This window comes from Vibrio sp. D173a, assembly GCF_030248475.1.
In genome coordinates this window covers 1-21,311 of sequence record NZ_JAHGAH010000095.1, presented here as the reverse complement: position 1 = coordinate 21,311, position 21,311 = coordinate 1, and the positions used below count along the sequence as shown (strand labels likewise).

Below are 21,311 nucleotides of genomic sequence, written 5' to 3'. Positions count from 1 at the left end.
ACATAGGCTAACAATGAGTAATCCACTTCCCCCAAAAACTTCGATGTTTTGGCACGACAATAGCTATACATACGAAGAAGCTGTTCAGGCATTTGAAAGCGATGGCACGTTGAAATCTCTGAATACCGTTCCAACCACCGCATCCGATGATATGGCTGGCTCACCTCCAGAGCGCAGTATGTTTTGGGAGGGAGGAACAAAAAAAATCGATCCGCCACCGCCGTCTGAACCGGAACCTCTCAATTTAAAAACCGAGAAAGAACCAACAGAGGCTTTACCGGCACACTTCATCCCTGTTCGCTACGCCATCGATCAGCTAGAAACGGAAGAAACACAACCTTTTGGTTTGCCTGACGAATGGAAAGGCCAAGGCCCAGCCAAACTCAATACCGTTGGCTACACCTTGCGTCAGCTTCGCGATGGTTGGTTGTATGTCTATGATGCAATCAACAAAAGCCTAGACGAATACGAAATCAAAGGAACGCAATTCACGCTCTACAAGCTGGGAGAGTCGGAAAGCCCACAATCCGAACAGCGTGGCACACCAGAAGGTGCAAAACCTTTCCTTACCTACGAAGACGGGAGCGTGCTGTCGATTTGTTACTCTGAACACCGTTGGACATGGAACATGTTCATGCGCGTCCTTAACAATCCGAGTAACCATATCGATCGCATGCGGACTGTTGTTCTGTCTGCAAACGAGAATCAGCACAACATTGCACCGATAGATAAGTTAACTCAAGTGGCTGATATTGAATCTTCTGCCGTCGATGATGGGCGCTTTGCAGATTCTGGCATCGCCACCAAAGCTGATGAAGATGGTTCTACCTTTAAACCTGTCGCAGCCGAGAGCGAGTTAACCTCTGCGATTCCAGAAGAAGAATCAAGCTACTTCGTCGCGATAAAAGATTACGCCGCTGACATTCAAGATATGTCGCTGAATTTTGTTGGTGCCGCAAGCCCCTACCGCCTTTTCACTGACCAGTTTTCAAACCAGTGGAACTTGATGCAGACCGCCATGCAACTGTGCGTGTTCGGGGCGAGTGACGAGATAGACATTCCAGCTAGCGTTAAGCGTAACGGCGAAGAGCTGTCGTTTTATACCGACATGGCAGAATATTACGACTCATCGACACAGCTTGATTTAGCAGAGAAAAACAAAGGGGCGATTCAATCAGGTTATCCTGCCCAATTTTCTGCGGGTGCGATTGAATCCAGCCAAAATACACAGTCTGCAATTGCTCAGTCTATTCAAGATAAATACGGTATATCCGCCAGTCGTTTTGGCTACTACGAGCAGTGGATTGCCAGCGACCGCTGGCGCAAGCAGCTCAACTGGAAACAAATGTTGAGTGAAATGCAGACGTTATCAGAGCAAAAAGAAGCCATGCTTGCTCATGTGACTTGCGTAAAGCGTGATTTCATTTCGGTATTAGAAACTCTCACCCCTCATCATCTCGAACGTGTCTTCGACCTTTACAGCGAGGAGACGCAATATAGCCTCTATCAGCTTCACCTAGCGGCGGTGGAAGCGTTCAGCCTTATGATTGAAGAAGAGGACCGCGTTTGGGCAGAAAGTCAATGGGAAAGACCAACCAGCTTATTACCGCTCTACACTTCTGGTTTCAGCCGAACTGTTTACAAGGAGTTGGAAAAATTACTTCCCGACCCCCTATCAACATCGCCAGACGATGAAGAACAATGGTTAGACCATGTTTCTTCGGTGAGCAATAAAACGGGGATGTATGCGAAGGTCATGGACTTTGTTACAAACCCGAACACCTCTGAAACCGACATTTTGAAAGACTTGGCAAAAGGTTTTAAAGAGCTCAACATCCTATTCAAAGCCTCCATCAGCGCGGCATTTAAGGGAACGCTAGAGGTGGGTGTGAGTTTAACCTCTCAAGCTTCTATCCTATTGATGCCAACGCTGGCTAAGCCACTGACTAGAAATAGCTTTCAATGGCGAGCGACTATAGCTGAGCGTATGGCACAAACGATGCCGGTGAGTATTAACGAAAATTATGCCCAAGAATTCAAAGATTGGAAAACGCGCATTGAGGATAACCTTGCAGAGCTGAAGAAAAACAACCGCATTATTGCTGAGGTGAATCAAAACCAGCGTAAGGCGACAGCTAAGTATAAAAACGCATTAAAGAACCAGCGCCGACTCAAAAAGTCATTAGCGGTGGCAACGTTAGAATATCCACAGCGTATCATACTCCCAGACGATTTACCCAAAGCAACGGTTGAATTTAGAACAAGGATAATCAGTGAGGCAGCTGATGATTTACATAAACTGTTCGAGAACACAGGCGGACTGGGCTTTTTAGCCCTGCTGTTTAACAGCATTGCTTTAACCGATGCCATGAGCAGTATTGCCGATACTGGCTTGATGTCTTCAGATGAATTCTTAGACATACAGCAAAAGCTGTTTTATACCGCCAGTGCATGGACAGGTATTCGGACGGGGAAATTATGGGATAATGTTAAAGGGAATGAGAAACTAAGAAAGCACTCACTGCACACTCTTAAAAAGTTAGTCGATCGAAATGCTAAAGGTTTTAAAAACTTGATCCTTGATGACCTAAAGATATTCAATAAATGGCTCGCGATTACAGGGGCTTTAGGTGCGTTAGCTTCAGGTATTGAGGCTTACCGTTCTTGGCAGAGTATCGATGACGTATATGGTGCGATTGGTGCGTTTCAGTTCTTAGGAGCCTCTACTGGTACTTTTTCGACTAACTTGCTTTTTGGAGGCCCGGTAACGGCAGCTTTAGTTATTCTTACAGTCACATACCTAGCCATCAACTATATGCTGAATAATATAAAACAAGACGATTACCAAAAATGGTTAGATAAACTGCCTTGGGGTTATCACCCGTCTCGCACTCAGTGGAGCCAATCTTCGAGCTTACCCGAGAGAGAGAAGCATAATTCAGCATTGGTGCAGCAAGCACTGTTTGACTTACAATCTATTATTCAACAGCCTAAGGTATACCATCTGTAGTGGCACACTGAATTTGGTCACTTAGTTAGAGGTGATATCATCACCTCATAAGTTAACAGGTGACATAATGACAAAACGTGCAAGACGCCAATTTAGCGCAGAATTTAAGTTAGAATCAGCGCAGCTAGTCCTAGATCAAAACTACTCTGTAGTTGAAGCTGCTCAAGCCATGAATGTGGGCAAATCCACGATGGACAAATGGGTTCGCCTGCTTAGAGAAGAACGACAAGGTAAATCACCAAAAGCTTCGCCGATGACCCCTGAGCAAATAGAAATTAGGGAATTAAAAAAGAAGCTGGCTCGCCTTGAAGAGCACAATGAAATATTAAAAAAAGCAACCGCTCTGTTGATGTCGGACTCACTGAACAATTCTTGATAATCAAGAAACTCAAGCAGAGCTATAGCGTAAAAACATTATGCGAAGTCTTCAATGTTCATCGAAGTAGTTATAACTATTGGCTAAAACGCCCAGCGGCAATTAAGGCAGAAACAGTCAAACTACGCTGTTTGGTTAGTGAGGCCCACGCAGCAAGCAATGGCTCTGCTGGTGCGAGGACTATTGCAGATATAGTCACGAATCAGGGTGTGAAACTCAGCCGTTATCGAGCAACAAAGCTCATGAGAACGCTTGGTTTGGTCAGTTGCCAACAGCCAAAGCATCGATACAGGAAGGCTTCTCAAGAACATATTGAGGTTCCAAACCACTTGGGCCGACAGTTTGCGGTTACCGCCCCAAATGAAGTTTGGGTTGGTGATGTTAAGTATATTTGGACAGGAAATCGCTGGATGTATTTGGCGGTTGTTATCGACCTTTTTGCCCGCAAAGTGATCGGTTGGTCGATATCTTTGTCACCAGATACCCGTCTGACAGGTAAAGCTCTTTCAATGGCTTATGAATCACGTGGTCAGCCTAAAGGCGTGATGTTCCACAGCGATCAAGGTAGCCATTATACAAGTCGAAAATATCGTCAACTTCTATGGCGTTTTCAAATAAAACAGAGCTTATCTCGCCGAGGGAACTGTTGGGATAATACGCCGATGGAGCGTTTCTTTAGAAGCTTGAAGACAGAATGGGTGCCAACAGTAGGTTATCGTAGCTTTGCTGAAGCTCAACAAGAAATTACCCGATACATTATCGGGTATTACTGCCAACTTAGGCCGCATCAGTATAACTGTGGCCTAACTCCCAATGAATCAGAGCGATTATATTGGGAAAACTCTAAAACCGTGGCCAATTTTAGTTGACCACTACAATCAACCTATTGAAAAAGTACAGGCTTATCCAGGCTATACACATCGTGAGTTAGTTGGCTTGGAAGTGCATATTCAACTGCCACGGCGTGCTGCAACGAATGGTATTACAGTGAGTACCAACACCAAGGCAACAGAAGATGATTTGACGTCAGGCTCGTGGCATCACAACGCAGATTTAGTTACGCTACAAACTCAAGACCAAGCGAGAAAAGAATCACTGGTGTACAAGGTAACATTGCCAATTGAAGAAGCAGACCAATACTTTGCCATGCAAGTATCATATGATGTGGAAGATGATGCTCCAGCCAAGCATGAGTATTGGTTCCAAAATAGCGTAAAACAGAGTGCAACTTATGGCGTGATTTCAGACAATACCAAACAAAACATCATTAAGAAATCACTCACCCCCATTGTTGGCACATTAGGTTTTCAGGAGTAACCCTTGGCATATTCACCATTTTATATCACCCCAGAAGAATTGGCAGTTTATCAAGAGGCGCAAGAGCAAGAAGTACTCGCAGGCGATAATGTCAGAACATGGCATAAGTATGATGTAGAGGAACCATTTCGCTATTACTTTAAACTTTTTTCGCTTCCATTTGTGATCGCCCCATTCCTATTAACTTTGTTTATACACACGAGTGACACGGTTGGCGTAACTATTTTTTCTTTTATTTTGTCGGTGATGGTGTCTGGAGCCTTTTACCTTACGATTGGCCTCGACTATCGCTATGACTATATTTTTTCTAGCAAAGGCTTTGTGATGAAAAAGCGTCGCAATATGCCTAAATGGGTAAATACCGCTACGCAAGCTGTTGGCTGGATAGGTGCAGTGGTGTGTGTAGTGATGGTAGCACTGGTTGGTCCGATGGCATTAGCGGGAGCAGGTGCCTTCATTTTGCTTTCATTTGGTATGCTTAAACGCAAGCCTGATGAACCAACAGAAGTGAGAGTTGGAGAGCGAGAAGACCGGCTCTTTGCTGATTACAATAAGAAAAGAAAAGTAATTAAGTTCTTTTTTAAGTATGACAGGTGCGAATACCAAGATACTGCTCAGGAGATTACTTTTCGCTCACAGGGACGATTCTATAGTTACATTTTCTTTAAAAATGAAGCTGACTTAGAATCCATGGTCACGCAACTTTCAAATATCTACAAACTGGATTGTAAAGAGGTCAATGATCATAAAAAGCTGTTTGAAGCGAAGCCTGAACCTAGACTTTTTACGACCCCTGCTTGTTATCGAGAATACCCTACCAATGAAGTGTTTGATTTAAGGGATGCGAAAGCACCACTCCCAGAGTGTAAATACCTCTACAACGGTAAGTGGCAAACTGAATCAGAAATCGAACGCTTAAAAGCGGCTGGTGAACAGCAAGCCACTCCCGCTTCATAGCTCAAACAAGCATTAAAAAAGGGCTCTAGAGATTACTCTGGAGCCCTTTTGCTTTGGCTGAATTACGCAGATAACTAAATTATTTCGCTACGTTACCTGCAACGTTTAGTGCATCCCAAGTACGTGCAAATGGTGGTGCGTAGCAGAAGTCCATGTAGCCTAGTTGCTGTGTTGTCATCTTCGCTGTGATAGCAACAGCGAGTGCGTTGATTCGCCCTACTGCGCCCTTCTTACCAACGATTTCGCCGCCAAGCAGCACATTGGTTTCTGGGTGGTAAACCAGCTTCACTTTAATGTCTTCTTGGCCTGGGTAGTAGTCGGTTTGGTTCTTATCTGAAATGGTTGAAACCTTCACGTCCAAACCGTGTTCTTTAGCTAGAAGTTCCGATACGCCTGTGCATGCCAGTTCGTAGTCCAACACTTTTAAGCAAGACGAGCCCAAGAAGCCACTCATGTAAGTGTCTTTGCCAGCTAGTTTGTCAGCCATCATGCGCGCTTGTTTGTTAGCAGTGGTTGCCAGTGGAACATACACTGATTTTCCTAGCGCCATGTGGTGAACCACAGCGCAGTCGCCGACAGCGTAAATGTGTGCATCTTCTGTTGCGCCAAACTCATCTGCGAGTAGTGCGCCGTTCGCGGCTTTTGGTAACTCGAATGCTTCTGTGTTTGGTTTGAAGCCAAGTGACATGATCACAACGTCTGCTTCAACATTGCCGTTGTCGGTTTCTACGATGTAACCGCCCTGCTCTGCGTCGCGAATGGCTGATACGCTACAACCAGTTTTAAGCTCAGCGCCAGATTCACGAATCGCGCCTTCTACCACTTCAATCATTTCTGGGCTGAACTGACGGGTCATCACGTGTTGTTCGCGCTCAATGATGGTGACGTGTTTACCTAGTAGGTGCGCTGCATCGAACACTTCAAGGCCGATAAAGCCGCCGCCGATAACACAAACGCGTTGTTTGTCGATGTCCTTAAGCGCTTCTTTTACTGCCAAGCCATCTTCCATGCTGGTTAGCGTGTATACGTGCTCTGGGTTAAACTCGCCAAACGATGGCACGATTGGGCGTGCGCCAGTGGCAATCACCAACATATCGTAATCGATAGTGCTTTCTTCACCTTGGTTACGAACTTTAATCTGCTTTTCTGTGCGGTCTAGTGCCACCATTTCAGTTTCAATGCGCACGTCTAAACCAGATTTAATCGCTTGCTCTGGCGTACGAGAAATCATGCGCTCAGTGTCATCAAACATGCCACCAGCAAAGTAAGGTAAACCACACGCACCGAACGAGATGTAATCGCGCTTATCCAACACAATCACTTCATCTGATGGCTGATTACGTTTGTATTTCGCTGCGAAACTCATACCTGCAGCGCTACCGCCTACGACAAAAACTTTCATATTTATTACCTAAATAACCTGAACTCAGGAAAAACGGAGAGCACCCGTGTTGGGTGCTCTTTATTAAGTTTGGAAATTACACCGCTGCTTCTTTTGTTACTGTTGCAGCAACATCAGCGTTGTATTGCTCAGTGTTTAATGAGCCATTCTTCTTCGCGGTTAGTACACCTGACAACATTGAGCCAGAGATGTTAAGCGCGGTACGAGCCATGTCGATTAGCGCTTCGATAGAAACCAGAATCGCCACAACCGTAATGTCTAGACCCATGATAGTCAGCACCGCTACTGCTGCGAACGTTGCGCCGCCACCAACACCTGCGATACCGAATGAAGCAATCGCGATTACAGCAATCAGTTGTACGATGAAGCCTAGGTCTACCGGCATACCCATTACTTGAGCCGCCATGATAGCTAACATTGCTGGGTAGATACCCGCACAACCGTTCTGACCGATACTGGTACCGAATGTTGCTGACATGTTTGCTGTTTCTTCGTCCACACCTAGACGTTGAGTTTGAGTTTCAACGTTTAGTGGGATTGCCGCCATGCTTGAGCGAGAACCGAAGCCGAATACGAGCACTGGCCAGATTTTCTTCATGAACTTCGCAGGAGACAGACCGAACATAGACACCATCACGAAGTGGATTGCGAACATTACACCGATTGCCACGTAGCTTGCTAGTAGGAAGCGACCCATTTCTGCTAGTGCGAACAAATCGTTTGTCATCATGAACGTGGTCATCAGAGCGAATACACCGTAAGGCGTCAGCTTAAGAATCTCACGTACCATTGAAAGAACTACTTCTTTCGCAGAGTTGATGAAATCAACGAAGTTTTGCACTTTCTCAGGCTTACGGTTTTTCACTTGCAGGATACAGTAGCCAAGGAACATACCGAACAATACTGTCGATAGTGTTGAAGTACGCTCAGAGCCCGTTAGCATGTCGAAGATGTTAGTTGGGATGATTGACAGTGCCATACCTGACAGACCGCTGCTCGCCATTGCATCTTGCGTCGCTACTAGTGCATCACCACGAGCTTCAATCGCACCGTTGGTACCAATTGTGCTCACTAGTGCGTTTGCATCGATACCGAATAGGTAAATACTTGCGATGCCCACTGCCGCAGAGATAGCACAAGTGAAAAGTAGAATACCGATGATTTTTGGTGCGATACGCGATAGTGCACCGCCGCCTTCTACGTTCATGATCGAAGAGATCATCGCTACAAATACTAGTGGGATTACGATCATTTGTAGAAGCTTGATGTAGCCTTTACCGAACACAGAAATCAGTTCAGCAAAACCTGCCGTTGCAACGTTACCAACACCGAATACGAGTTGAATCGCACCGCCGAATAACAGACCAGCAGCAAGCGCACTCAGTACGCGGAAGTTAAAGCTTTTCTTTTGTTTTTTGAAGTTCGCAAGTAATGCGTAGAACCCAAAGAACAGGATGCTCAATCCAATAAATGAAACGCTCATGAGAATCTCCTATTGATACCCATTTAAGTCCGAAAATCGGTTATTTTTTGTATGCAATGGCTTCAACTTCAACCAATGCGTCTTTTGGTAGTCTTGCTGCTTCAACACAAGAGCGAGCTGGTGCGTTTTCTGTACCAAATACCTCTGTGTACACTTCGTTAAATGCGGCGAAGTTTTCCATATCTGATAGGAAGCATGTTGTCTTCAATACTGTGTCTAGGCCCGCACCGCTTGCTTCTAGAACCGCTTTTAAGTTCTCTAGAGACTGACGAGCTTGCTCTTTGATGCCGCCTTCAACAAACTGCATGGTTTCTGGAACCAGTGGTAGTTGGCCTGATGTGTAAACCATTTCGCCGTAAGCCGTACCTTGAGAGTAAGGACCGATAGCTGCTGGTGCTTGCTGCGTGGCAATGATCTGTTTCACAATGTAACTCCTAAGTTATTAACTTTATTCTGATTTAAATTCACGGATAAACTTGTAAACCGCCTGACGGCTGATCCCAAGTTGCTCTGATACTTGTGTTGTCGTCTCTTTAAGCTCGAATACGCCGTTATCAAACAGGCAGCGAATGATGGCTTTGTTACGACCTTTTGCTGAAATCGTCTCGTCTTGATCCACTTCTTGCGTCGCTGCACTCAACGCTTGCTTGATAACATCATTGGCGTTGTTGCTGAACGTTTCGCTAACTAGGGTTTGCGATACATTGCATTGCGGCATCAGTGTTTTTACGATTTCAGGGAATGGGAAAGATAAGTTCATGTTGATGCATAGCATGCCAATCGGCTTTTGCTCTGGACCAGCCAAAATGCACGTGGTCGATTTCAGTAGCGAGCCATCGGCTGCATTAGTGAAATAACTCTTCGGAGAGACTTCGCCCGTTTTCTCGAATGTGCTCCACATACGTAGACCCAAATCGGTGATAGGCGAGCCAATTTCGCGACCAGTGTGGTGGCCATTCACGATCTTCACGACTGAATTTTCTAAGCTTTCAAATGAATGAATAACCACTTCACAGTACGGTCCGATCAAATCGGCAATCGTGTCTGCCAAACGAAAGTAGTTGCTTAAACATTCTCTGTCTTCGTCGGTGAATCGAACTTGCTTTACACTCATCATTTCGGTTTACATTTTTGAACTCAATGACTGAAAAGTACTCCTTTCGAGTTAGTTGAGCAATACAGAGTAAACTTCTGTAAACCTAAAAAATGCGCTTAAAACACCGCCAAAAATCCAAGAATTGCTCGAAATCACGCACAATAGTTGAGCACGATCACCAAAAACATATGAATAGGGTTTAATTTCTTAAACCACATCAAAGTTTAAATATTTAAAACCAAAGATTGCATTTTTGAACACTTTAATGATCTAGAACAAGTTCTGAAAATCAGTAAGAACCAAATACGGTAACAATCGATTTGAAGCGCAACTCGATTTATAAAATCAACGTCAATTACAGCACTCTCAAAAGGACATTAGATGAATAAAACATCACCGCCACCGACGACTTAAGTCCCATTCCGTACCGATAAGACGACACAAGATTGGAAAAGACGCTGTGATTAAGGAAAAAGTTGAAATAGAAGAAATTGAGAAGAAAAAGCCGAGCAAGTGGAAACCCGACTTGAAGTACATTAAGCGTTGATTAGAAATGTGTTTAATTAAACAAAGGTGACGCGATGCATCTTCCTTGGTTGGTCCCCATAATCGATGACCGCGTAATGTTGAGTGCAACGATTATCCCAAATCGCTACAGAGCCTGGTTGCCACTTAAACCGAACTTGATATTCAGGCTGACGAGCAATCGCAAACAATTCGTTTAACAGCTGCTTACCTTCCGTATGCCCCACTTCATTGATATGACGAGTAAACTGCTCATTAATAAATAGGGTTTCCTTGCCCGTTTCCGGGTGTATTTTTATCACTGGGTGCACAACGGGTGGATGTAGATGAGAAACTTCAAGCAGTCGATGATGCCAATCAAGCTCAATATCTTCCTCAGCAACCTCTTCAAAGGCAGTAAGAGAATGGGTTGCAGACAACTGTCTTAACTTCGTTTTTATCGTATTGTCGAGCGCATCAAAAACGGCAGTCATAGAAACCCAAATCGTATCTCCGCCAGTATTCGGGACGTGTTGAGCATGCAGAACCGCCCCTTTAGAAGGCTGCTCTCTCCAAGTTAAATCGGTATGCCAGTAACTCTCGAGTGGCGCATTGCCTTTGGTGGTTTCAATAATACTGACTTGAGGCGAGGACTCGACGTTGGGAAAGAAGGGATGAGCAGGCTCCAATCCCCCAAAGTACTGAGCAAGTTCTAACTGCTGCTCAGGCGACATAGCTTGACCATCAAAAAAAGATAACTTGATGCTCGATTAGGGCTTGATAAATTGCTTCCAGATCTTCTGCAGTGCAGTTGGCCAAATCTATGCCATGAATACGCGCACCGATATACGGAGTGATTGGCTCAATCTCTATCATTACAACTCTCTTGATGTTGATTCTTATCAGACTACAAAGACCATAGCATGCACGAATTACTTTCAATTGATTAGAGTTTTCGACGTCTGTGATATGCGCAACTGTCAATGAGGTAACATTCAAACTCATGCAACGATGTCTATCGTTCAAACCTAAGCCTAAGCATGCTTTGAGACCAACTTAATCCAGAACTTTAGATAATAAAAAACCGAGCACGTAAAGCACTCGGTTTAAATTAATAACGATGAGACGGAATTAAGACAGCTTAAACTTACTCAGCTCACCGTGAAGATCGCTCGCTTTTACGGTAAGTTCGTTACTGATCTCTACTGACGACGTCATGGTGTCCATCACCTCTACTGCGGTATCGTTGATGATCACCACATTACGGTTGATCTCTTCCGATACAGAGCTCTGCTCTTCTGCTGCCGAAGCGATTTGGTTGTTCATGTCGTTGATGACTTCAATTGCTTGGTTGATTTCAGACAGCGCTAGATGTGCCGCTTGCGTCTCGCCCTTAGTATCGGTCGCTTGTTTTTGGCTTTGCTCCATCAGCACAACGATCGATTGCGTTTCTTGCTCTAGTCGAGCCAGCATTGCGCGGATCTCTTCCGTCGACCCTTGTGTACGGTTTGCAAGGTTACGAACCTCATCAGCAACCACCGCGAAACCTCGGCCAGCCTCACCTGCTCGTGCAGCTTCAATCGCCGCATTAAGCGCCAGTAAGTTGGTTTGCTCAGCAATACCGCCAATTTCACTCAAAATGCCCTGAATTGCCGTGCTGGAATCCACCAGATTCTGCGTTTGTTGCTGCGCATCGTTGACTTGCATTGCCAAGCTATCCACCGCACTCGCAGCGTTATCCATGCGCGTCATGCCGTTCAGGCTATTGCTTTGAACTTGGCTTGCCGCAGCGGCTGCTTGAACCGCAGAGTTCGCTACTTCTTGTGCGGTTGCACTCATTTCATTGATCGCCGTTGCTAACGAGTTTACTTCGTTAACCTGAGCATTCAATTGGTCGCGAGAAGCCGCAGCACGTGTTTGGCCTTCTGTTGCGTTCTTATCCACTTGATCTGCGGTTGCCATTACGGTCAATAGCATCTCTTGCATACGCGACAAGAAGGTATTGAACCAATGTGCAAGTTGCGCGGTTTCATCTTTACCCTTCACTTCAATACGGTAAGTCAGATCCCCCTCGCCTTGTGCCGCGTCTTTAAAACGTTCAACCAAGTTGCTCAACACTTTGCCAAGCGAGTTCGCAATGAATGCCATCGCGGCAATGCCTAAAATAGCAGCGAAGATCCCCGCCCACACACCTTTTTCAAGCGCTTCCGAACTCTGCTCATCACTCCATTGCTGGTACTCATCGACGCTTTTTGTGAGGTGACTACTGGGAACCGACACCATGACTACCCATGGCGCATCACTGGTATCAATAGCGGTGATCGCATACTCATCACCATCAAAAGCGATAAGGCCAGCACCATCGCGCTTCGCAACCGACTGAATGTTCGACCACTCGGCAGCCAGCTCTGAAGAAACTTTCTTACCCACCATTGCACCATCTCGGCTGTTTGCCAAGGTAATACCTTTCCAAGAGGTGATAAGAATTTTACCCTTGCCATCAAACAAGTTACGCGCCGATTGTTCACTCTGGCTTTGTAGTTCGTACAGCGACAAATCAAAACCAAGCGAACCGATGATCTTGCCATCTTGTTTGATCGGTTGGCTGATGGTTGTAATCAGCTCTTGCTTGCCTCGTACAGGATAAAAGTACGGCTCCATGACGAAGGTTTTGCCCGTTTCGTAAGGCATTAAGTGCCAATCGTCTTTGCGTTCGCCACTGCTGTTTAGCTCTGTATTGCTAAAGCTTTCCATCGCCACTGCATCAAAACTGTTTTGATCATTTGGCGAGAAGAAAGGCGCAAGGTAACCTTGGCTGTTAAAACCGTCTTAAGGATTAAGCGTCACTTGCTGTGGCCAAGTTTTATCTTGCCAAACCATGTAGCCTGCAAATACCGCTTTGTTTTGTGCTTCTAGCGCGGCAGTAAACTGTTTAACAATAAGCTCTGCACTTGCGTTAGTTTCTGAGCTCAACTCGATGATCGAACGTACTTGCTTCAAGTTTGCAAGTACAGGATCAAGCTGGTTCGCAATATTCAGACCTTGCTGAATCGCGGTGTTTTGCAGATCGGTACTGGTCGCATCCGTTAATTGCGCTTTTACTTTCTCGTTCACTTGCTTGTTCACGTCAGTAAATGCATCGGTAGTCATACCCATTGCAATCAATAAAGTGAACGCCATTGCACCGCCCGCACTGACTGCGATTCGAGTACGTATACTGTTAAACATAGTCACCTCTGTAACTGATGATAGATTGGCATTATTTTTAGAAATTTCATGGATTTTAAACAACAGAGGTGAACAGGAGACGTCAAGATATGAACAGAAAGAGAATAATAAGATAAAACTTATTAACAGCGTAACGTATGTGGTCAGTTTTATATTTTAACGTATGAGCCCTACAATAAATAAAGCCTTCCAATAATCTGTCTAAGTTATTGTATTTATAGAATATAAAATCAAATAATAAAATGCATTTTATACGAAAGTATTCAAGCATTTTTGCTCTTTTTTACTGAGTATTAGATTACTCAAACCGTGACTCGAGTCACAGTTAATTTTCTTCATATACCTGTTTTTATTGCGGTTATTTACTCCCTGAAATGAAAGTAACGCTCATTGTTGGCTAAAGACCCACTTTGAGCTGAGTAAGTAATTACTCATCATGCCAACCAATATTCCCAGAGCCAGAGCAAGGAACACCATATAGTCTTGTGTTCCGAACATAAGCGTCCAACCTTTAAAAGCGGCAAAGTTAGGCACTGCACTAATGCAAGCACTCGCCATAAATTTCAGCCACTGATACAACGGGTTATGTTTGTCTGCTTGAGAGAAAGTAAGCCAGCGATTTCCTAGCCAAGTCGTGGTTGCTGCAAACAAAAAAGCGATGCTGCGAGCAACCATCAACTCCAAGCCAGCCACATGGAATAACAAGGAAAAGATAAGGGTATCGACCACAAAGCCGATACCACCAACCAGAGCAAACCTTTCTAACGGAGCAAATTTTGTTAATTTACCCACTCCGTTACCCCATCACACAGGTATAGAGTGAACGTTTCGATTTAGCTGTGAAGTCGTTAGTACAGCTTAAAGCGTTATCGTGAATAACCACATCCACTTGTTGCGATTTACCAATCAGGTGGAATTTCTTCAGGTTAGTTAAGTCATTGGCATCTTCCAGCTTTTTCGCCTGGCCATGGCTGTAAAACTGGCCAGAGAACGGTCGTTTGCCAATGTAGAATACAGGTGCACTGTCATCAATTTGCTCGAAGATAATACGGTCACTGCGGCTGTCTGCTTTGCCCATGTTCAATACCAACATTACAATCATAAGCAGTACCGGTAGTACCGCAGCAGTCCCGGTTACCCACTTAAAGTCGTTTTTATCCACCAGCATCGCCACCAAAATGCCCAGAGCTGGAATGCCCGGTAGAACGTAAGCAGGCAAAATATTCCCAGCCATCGTGAACAGAATCATTGGTGAAATCAGCCAACAGATCAGGAAGCTCAATAGACCTTGATGATCAGTTTCAATAGCTTTGAGCACCTTACGACGCTTCCACGCCAAAATAGGCAATACGATTGACCAAGGCGCTGCCGATTGCAGCCAAAATACCCAGATCATCCCACGAGGCTGATCGTGTGCGGAACCGTATAAATCCCCTTGCCAGCCACTCACGACAAAACGCTTAAAGTGTTCGCCAACAATGAAGTAATCAATAAATCCCGGTGTCGCCATCTCTGCCATGATGTACCAAGGCAGAGCAATCGCGAACATCAACGCCAAACCTGACACAATAGGAAAACGCTGCCACAACGCTTTAAACGCCCCAAAAAAGCCGTGCTGAATCACCAACCAAGGGAACACTGCAATCCCCATGATCACGATGGCTACCGGTCCTTTTGCGAGCAAGCCACAAGCCAGACCAAAGAAACCAACATATCCCCACAGGCGGCTGTGTTTATCTTTACCAAGCCAGCAGTAGTAGAATCCAACCATTGCCATCGTCATTGCGAGAGTGAGCGCCATGTCTGTCATCACCGCGCCCGCAGCAATAGAGAAAATGCCACACGTCGCCAATACTAGCGCTGCGATCAACGCGCTAGTACCCGCACGATAAGCCATAAAGGCAATAAAGAAGATCGTCGCCACACCAGCCAACCAGTGTGGTGCACGCACCGCGAATTCATTCAATCCAAACAGTTCAATGCCATAAGCACTCATCCAAGTGAACAGCGGCGGCTTACCCCAAAAAGGGACACCGTAATCAAACTGAGGGGTGAGCCAATTACCCGTTTCCACCATAAAGCGTGCCATTTCGCCGTAGCGGGCTTCTGTGGTGTCCATCAAAGGGTAAGTCGCAAGTGAAATAAGACGGAGTAAAAGCGCAAACGCCAACAACAACCACAGATGGGTTTTATTAATACTCATGATTACGCAGTTTCTCCTAGTTTAAACTTCATGGTTTGGATGGATTGATGTTTCGCAGGCTGCTCGTAAACAAACTGGATAAGATAAAGAGGACGCTGTTTGGCCTCGACAAAAATACGCCCGATGTATTCGCCCAAAAGGCCAATCGACAGCAGTTGAACTCCTCCCAATGCGAGTTGAACCACCATCATGGATGGGTAACCCGTCACTGGCTCCCCAAATACTACGGTTTTCATCACGATGAATGCGCCATAAAGAAAGGCACTGAAGGCCACTAACGCCCCCGCTAATGTCGCTAAACGCAAAGGACGAATCGAAAACGAGGTAATACCGTCCATTGCTAGGCCAATCAACTTAAGGTAGTTCCACTTGGTCTCACCGCAGAAACGAGCATCACGCTCAAACTGCACCATCACCTGTTTGAAGCCCGGCCACGAGAAAATGCCCTTCATGTACCGATTACGCTCTGGTAGCGCATTGATGTGCTTAACCACCTTTGCGCTTAGTAAACGAAAATCGCCCACATTCTCTGGCACATCGAGCTTAGCCATGCTGTTGAGCACTTTATAAAAGCAGGCGGCCGAGAAGCGCTTGAACCACGTCTCGCCATGGCGTTCGCTGCGCTGCATGTTGACCACGTCATACCCTTCACGCCATTTAGACACCATCTTCGGAATCAACTCAGGAGGATCTTGCAAGTCAGCATCAATCACGATCACCGCTTCGCCTTGGCAATGTTCCAAACCTGCACTCATGGCGGACTCTTTGCCAAAGTTACGGCTTAATGCAATACAACGAACGTCGCTAGAAGATTGAGAAAAGTTTTGCGCGATCATTAGGCTGTCGTCTTTGCTGCCATCATCGACGTACACGATTTCGCAGCGCTCTGGCATAGCGTCCAGAACCGCAACCAAACGACGATGAAATTCCGGCAAGACTTCTTGCTCGTTAAAGAATGGCACAACCACAGACAAAACTGTTTTAGGCTCAGAGTGTTGGCTCACCTTCGAAAAGGTTGCAGCGTGAATGTTGAAGGTTGACATGCTACTCTTCCACTGTTTCCGATGAATGGATGCAGTCTATTAATAGCGGCGTGAAATAGTTGTTGTTGACATCTTTTTCACACCCTTAGCGCATAATGTTCGGTTAAGGAAATATCCTTAATTGCGAAAACCCGCCTGATTGGAGAGAAATACATGAAACGCGTACTTTTGGTCGAAGATAATCGAGAAATTGCAGGCATGCTGTTCGATTATTTTGAGTGTGCAGGTATGGAGCTCGATTACGCGGACAATGGCGAGCTGGGCTTGAAGCTAGCGATGGAAAACACCTTTGACATCATTTTGCTCGACCTAATGCTGCCACGCATGGATGGCTTAACCATGTGTAATAAACTTCGCGATGCGGGAAATAATACACCAGTGCTGATGCTGACCGCGCTTGATAGCCGCGACGATATGCTCAAAGGCTTTCAGCACGGTGCCGATGACTACCTAACAAAACCCTTCGACTTGGATATTCTCGAAGCGCGCATGATGGCGCTGATCCGCCGTTACCGTGGCACCGTGGCTTCGAGTAAATTGGAATACGGTGAAGTCTCTATCGACCAAAAAACACGTCAAGCCTACCGTCAAGATAAGCTCTTAGTGCTCAACCCGACGACCTATACCATTCTAGAAATGCTGGTCAAAAATGCACCAGACGTGGTCACACGTGAAGAGATCGGCTTTCAGCTATGGCAAGAAAACGAGCCCAACAACGATGTACTGCGCAGCCATATTTACCAACTGCGTAACCAACTCGATAAACCCTTTCAAAAGCATGTTCTTATCACGGTGCCTAAAGTTGGTTTCCGCCTGGAGACCGGAGCATGATCCTCCGATGGTTAAACAGCACTCAAAGCACTCAAACGATGACAGGCCGTTTAGCACTGTTCTTCTCATTTGTCTCTGTTGTTATTGGCCTGTTCTGCTTTTTACTCATCACCGGCGCACTGCTTTGGTCAGAAGATCGCGTGGGTGAACGTCGCATTATGATCGACAAAAAAGAAGCCATCGTTTATTTTCAATCTCATCCCGACCAAGGCAAAATCAAGCTCGATTTGCTGACAACCGCATACAACGACATCAACTTAGTTCCAGAAGAATTTCGCAAATATCTTATCGGCAAAAAACGTTTTCTAGATGAAATTGGCGACGAGCCAGACTCACGCATGATCTACATGGGTTCCTACACCAATAAAGGCATTGTTCACCCAATTATCCTGATTTCCCTCATTGATGAAATCGAGATAACCTCTGAAGAGTTTATCCTCGTGGTGGCTGCGGTGCTTTCTATTGTTGCTGTTTTGATTTTCTTATTTGGTAACCTATTGCTGCGTCTATCCCAACGATTGATAGAGCCCGTAAATACGCTGAAAATCCAGTTAGACCACAACCAAGGTGACCTAGCTCAAACCTTCAGTGTACCTAATGGCTCCGCCAAAGAGTTTCAAGCCTTGGCCGAAAAACTCAACGAAGATCGTCACAAGATCAATCAAGTCATCAAACGAGAACAAGCCTTTGCGCGATATGCAAGCCACGAGCTTCGTACGCCGCTGACCGTAATGAAAGGCTCGAGCAGCTTGTTAGCCAGAAGTGCGAGTACGGACTTCCAGACACGCCAAGTCAATCGAATTCAAGATGCGACACAGCAGATGTCAACCATGGTAGACGTTTTACTAGGACTAGTTCGTTACGAGCGCAATACGGATGATTCACCAGTGAGAGCCATCTCTGAAGAAGAGCTCACAAGGATCATTGCGCAAAGCCAAGCGCAAGCAGACGAAAAATCCCTGGCCTTGCAAATGAACGTCAGCGGGACACCTAAGACCAAAGCAACCAACGCGGTACTTACCATTATTCTTGGTAACCTCATTCGCAACGGCATCGCTGCGACACCATCGGGATCAATTCATATCAATATGGATGAGAACACTATCTCGGTGCGTGATGAAGGTGAAGGCTTCTCCACCGTTCCACACTCGGGGGGACACGGATTGGGTCTAATGATTGTCGATGATTTGTGCCAACGTTATGGCTGGCATTTTACGATTGGTACGCATCCAGAGGGTGGATGTGAGGCAGTGATTGACCTTGCGTCAGAGCATTAAGAAGATTGCTCAGCGTAACTTTCTCTGCACAAGATTCAATCAAGAGGTATCTCATTTGCCCTGTTTTAATCATTTGCTCAACATCAAAGCGGGCAAAACGATACCTCTTTCTTATTCGATTGAATGAACTATTACGCCGCGATCGACGCAAAGCGATTCATCACTTCCAATGCTGCTTTCGAGTCTTCACAAACAGAACACACATCTTCGATAAAGTACGTTAACGCTCTGGCTTCAATGGTTTTGATCGCCGCTTGCTGCTGTTCGGATAGGTAACCGTAAATACTCGCCGCACCAAAATCACCGAAGATCATCTCACCTTGTTCATTCACCAAAGTATTGTGCGCATACAAATCACCGTGACACACCTTGTTGTTATGCAAGTGATTAAACACATCCACCATCTGTTCAACAATCGCATTTACTTGCTCGACAGTTAAGGTAAACCCTTGTGGGAAGGTGTCTCGTGTACAGGTTTCCAGTGTTGGCGGCAAACCTAAGTTGTAATGGCTGTCTGGAATCAGCTCCATCACCAACGCAAGCTCATTACCATCATCCACCTGCGCGATGGATTTCACCAAATTGTTGTGGTGCCCTGCTTGCAAACACGCTTCAAGCTCATCATGCGGGAAGCCGTCGCTGGTCACTTCACCCTTAAACACTTTTACCGCAACTTCACTCGGGAACTCATACTGCGCGTCAGTCCAATTCGCATGAGAAATCACCCCACTCGCGCCTTGGCCGAGAACGTGGTTAAGCAAGTAACTGCCAGTTGTAACTTTAGGCACGCTGTCTAGCGAAGAAGGATGCTTGCAAAATGGGTTACCCGCGAAAGCAAACCATGCCAGCTTAGGCAGCTTGATCAACACATCAGGGAAGTGCTCAAGCTGGTTAGCAGACAGACGAATCAGTTCCAGATTGACCAAGTTTTCCATGCTGTTTGGCAGTTGCTTGATGCGGTTGCCTGCCAGTGCCAGTTTTCTTAGGCGCAGTCTTTCACCAAGGCTGTTTGGGAGAACTTCAATCTCATTATCCGTCAGAATCAACCAACGCAACTGGCTTGGCAGCGAGGCTTCACTCACCTCTTTAATCTTGTTGGTTTTGAACCCAACCATCTCAAGATTTGGCAACTTGCCCAGAACCTCTGGCAAATGGGTGAACTGATTGTTTGAAGCAAAGATGATTTTCAGCTTGGTCAGTTGTTCCAATTCTGGAGGTAGATCTGACAGTGCGTTGCCGGATAAATCTAATACTTCAAGCGTTTCTGCAAGCTCTAAAATTTCCATAGGAAACTCAGTTAGCCCTTCCGCCAACTTCAATTGTTTGATTCCTACCAATTGTCCTGTTTGTAATTGTTCTAGAGTCTGCAAAACCAAGCCTTCTGATTGAATGAAAATAAGCGGCGTAGTTTACGTGGCTTGAGGAAGAAACGCGAGTTGTGATGCTGTTTGGTTCATTTCTGAGGCAAACCTTGTTGGATATGAAACCTTTTAAGCCCCCGTGACCATCAGGAATAATCGAAAAGGTTGTATTGAAACACGGACTTTTTATCTGGGTTTATTGGCGTTACACTACGCGCCCTTTTTAACGGCAAGGTCGCGTGGTTGGACACGTCAGTAGTCGCATGAAACTCTCTGAAAGCCCGATAACTCAGCACAACTTTAACGGTCATACCTTTTTCCTTAAGCGTGATGATATGCTGCATTCTCACTTCTCTGGGAACAAAGCACGTAAGTTTATGGCGTTGATGGAAACGCAGAACAGAGACATCAAAACCCTCATCAGCTACGGTTCTGCCCAATCCAATGCGATGTACTCCCTTGCCGCTCTGGCGCAAATCAAAGGTTGGAACTTTGAGTTTTACGTCCAGCATATCCCGTCTTGGCTCAAGGACTCCCCGATCGGCAACTACCGAGGTGCGCTGGATTTAGGGATGAACATCACGGCCATGCAAGAGATCGAATCCCCTCTTCATCCCACTGAATACATTGAACAAGTTCGTGGGTTAGACGATACAACCTTGGTTGTCCCTGAGGGCGGAAAAGCGAAGATTGCCGAAGCCGGTGTAAAACAACTGGCGCGAGAACTGCTTGACTGGACACGCCTTGAAGGCAAAAAGCAGTTTGTAGTGGCCTTGCCATCAGGAACGGGCACAACCGCTCTGTATTTGAGTAAACATTTAAAGCCACACGGAATCGAGGTCATCACCTGCGCTTGTGTCGGCAATGCTGAATACCTGACTGAGCAATTCAACACACTCGAAAGTGAAAACCACCCAACGATTCTCTCGGTGCGCGACAAGCACCATTTCGGACGTTTGTATCAAAGCGATTACGAAACGTGGAACGCGCTCTACGATCAAACCAACCTCGAATTCGATCTGCTGTACGACCCTTACATGTGGCAATGCTTACAACCGTGGTTGGCGGAAAATAAAGACAAGACACTGATCTACATCCATCAAGGTGGATTACTTGGTAATGAATCCATGCTGCCAAGATACCAACGAGAGTTTGAATAAGCGCGTTCTGTGCTTCTCATATTCCAATAGCGCTAGTGAGTAATTAATATACCCAAGTGACTT

Annotated in this window: 15 protein-coding genes and 2 pseudogenes; 7 read left to right on the top strand and 10 right to left on the bottom strand. The window is 45.7% G+C overall.

Features of this window, described 5'->3' with window-relative positions:
• Window positions 1-13: 13 nt before the first annotated feature.
• The 4 genes from KIV40_RS10965 (at window position 14) to KIV40_RS10950 (ending at window position 5,660) form a co-directional block, all read left to right on the top strand.
• Window positions 14-3,010 (top strand): T6SS effector BTH_I2691 family protein, encoded by a 2,997-nt coding sequence (locus KIV40_RS10965; protein WP_285349181.1) that lies wholly within the window; start codon window positions 14-16, stop codon window positions 3,008-3,010.
• A 67-nt stretch (window positions 3,011-3,077) separates the two neighbouring features.
• Window positions 3,078-4,255, top strand: a protein-coding gene (locus KIV40_RS10960) for an IS3 family transposase (protein ID WP_285349179.1) whose coding sequence is annotated in 2 segments (ribosomal slippage) — window positions 3,078-3,336 and window positions 3,336-4,255 — 1,179 coding nt in all. Because the reading frame shifts where the segments join, the coding sequence is not laid out codon by codon here.
• Entirely contained in the window at window positions 4,200-4,703 is a 504-nt protein-coding gene (locus KIV40_RS10955; protein ID WP_285349177.1) for a hypothetical protein, read from the top strand. The genes KIV40_RS10960 and KIV40_RS10955 overlap by 56 nt, the downstream gene beginning before the upstream one ends.
• 3 nt (window positions 4,704-4,706) lie before the next feature.
• Window positions 4,707-5,660: a hypothetical protein gene (locus KIV40_RS10950; RefSeq protein ID WP_285349176.1), complete on the top strand. Its 954-nt coding sequence runs from the start codon at window positions 4,707-4,709 to the stop codon at window positions 5,658-5,660.
• A gap of 79 nt (window positions 5,661-5,739) precedes the next feature.
• On the opposite strand, the gene KIV40_RS10945 is transcribed toward KIV40_RS10950, so the two are convergent.
• The 9 genes and pseudogenes from KIV40_RS10945 to KIV40_RS10905 form a co-directional block, all read right to left on the bottom strand.
• The gene (locus KIV40_RS10945; RefSeq protein ID WP_285349175.1) at window positions 5,740-7,062 is read right to left on the bottom strand and encodes a CoA-disulfide reductase; all 1,323 of its coding nucleotides are present in this window, start codon (window positions 7,060-7,062) and stop codon (window positions 5,740-5,742) included.
• A gap of 76 nt (window positions 7,063-7,138) precedes the next feature.
• The gene (locus tag KIV40_RS10940; RefSeq protein WP_012128363.1) at window positions 7,139-8,545 is read right to left on the bottom strand and encodes a cation:dicarboxylate symporter family transporter; all 1,407 of its coding nucleotides are present in this window, start codon (window positions 8,543-8,545) and stop codon (window positions 7,139-7,141) included.
• Window positions 8,546-8,585: 40 nt separating this feature from the next.
• Window positions 8,586-8,969 (bottom strand): RidA family protein, encoded by a 384-nt coding sequence (locus KIV40_RS10935; RefSeq protein ID WP_005431102.1) that lies wholly within the window; start codon window positions 8,967-8,969, stop codon window positions 8,586-8,588.
• Between the two features lie 24 nt (window positions 8,970-8,993).
• Window positions 8,994-9,662, bottom strand: coding sequence for a transcriptional regulator (locus KIV40_RS10930; protein ID WP_038889944.1), 669 nt, complete (start codon window positions 9,660-9,662; stop codon window positions 8,994-8,996).
• Between the two features lie 542 nt (window positions 9,663-10,204).
• Window positions 10,205-11,021, bottom strand: a pseudogene (locus KIV40_RS10925) (TauD/TfdA dioxygenase family protein).
• Between the two features lie 255 nt (window positions 11,022-11,276).
• Window positions 11,277-13,373: pseudogene (locus tag KIV40_RS10920) on the bottom strand (methyl-accepting chemotaxis protein).
• Between the two features lie 387 nt (window positions 13,374-13,760).
• Entirely contained in the window at window positions 13,761-14,165 is a 405-nt protein-coding gene (locus KIV40_RS10915) for a GtrA family protein (RefSeq protein ID WP_255899941.1), read from the bottom strand.
• 4 nt (window positions 14,166-14,169) lie between these two features.
• Window positions 14,170-15,576 (bottom strand): glycosyltransferase family 39 protein, encoded by a 1,407-nt coding sequence (locus KIV40_RS10910; RefSeq protein ID WP_285349174.1) that lies wholly within the window; start codon window positions 15,574-15,576, stop codon window positions 14,170-14,172.
• A gap of 2 nt (window positions 15,577-15,578) precedes the next feature.
• On the bottom strand, window positions 15,579-16,619 hold the full coding sequence (locus KIV40_RS10905; protein ID WP_285349172.1) for a glycosyltransferase family 2 protein: 1,041 nt from the start codon (window positions 16,617-16,619) through the stop codon (window positions 15,579-15,581).
• 153 nt (window positions 16,620-16,772) lie between these two features.
• Between KIV40_RS10905 and KIV40_RS10900 the strand changes: the two genes are divergently transcribed.
• Together KIV40_RS10900 and KIV40_RS10895 are read left to right on the top strand one after the other, a co-directional pair.
• Window positions 16,773-17,450 (top strand): response regulator transcription factor, encoded by a 678-nt coding sequence (locus KIV40_RS10900; protein ID WP_285349170.1) that lies wholly within the window; start codon window positions 16,773-16,775, stop codon window positions 17,448-17,450.
• The gene (locus KIV40_RS10895; RefSeq protein WP_285349168.1) at window positions 17,447-18,727 is read left to right on the top strand and encodes a HAMP domain-containing sensor histidine kinase; all 1,281 of its coding nucleotides are present in this window, start codon (window positions 17,447-17,449) and stop codon (window positions 18,725-18,727) included. Before KIV40_RS10900 ends, KIV40_RS10895 begins: the two co-directional genes overlap by 4 nt.
• A gap of 131 nt (window positions 18,728-18,858) precedes the next feature.
• Here KIV40_RS10895 and KIV40_RS10890 read toward each other — a convergent pair whose 3' ends face one another.
• Window positions 18,859-20,097, bottom strand: a complete 1,239-nt coding sequence (locus tag KIV40_RS10890; RefSeq protein WP_285349166.1) for a leucine-rich repeat-containing protein kinase family protein — start codon at window positions 20,095-20,097, stop codon at window positions 18,859-18,861.
• A gap of 254 nt (window positions 20,098-20,351) precedes the next feature.
• Between KIV40_RS10890 and KIV40_RS10885 the strand changes: the two genes are divergently transcribed.
• On the top strand, window positions 20,352-21,248 hold the full coding sequence (locus KIV40_RS10885) for a 1-aminocyclopropane-1-carboxylate deaminase/D-cysteine desulfhydrase (protein WP_103410772.1): 897 nt from the start codon (window positions 20,352-20,354) through the stop codon (window positions 21,246-21,248).
• Window positions 21,249-21,311: the final 63 nt, after the last annotated feature.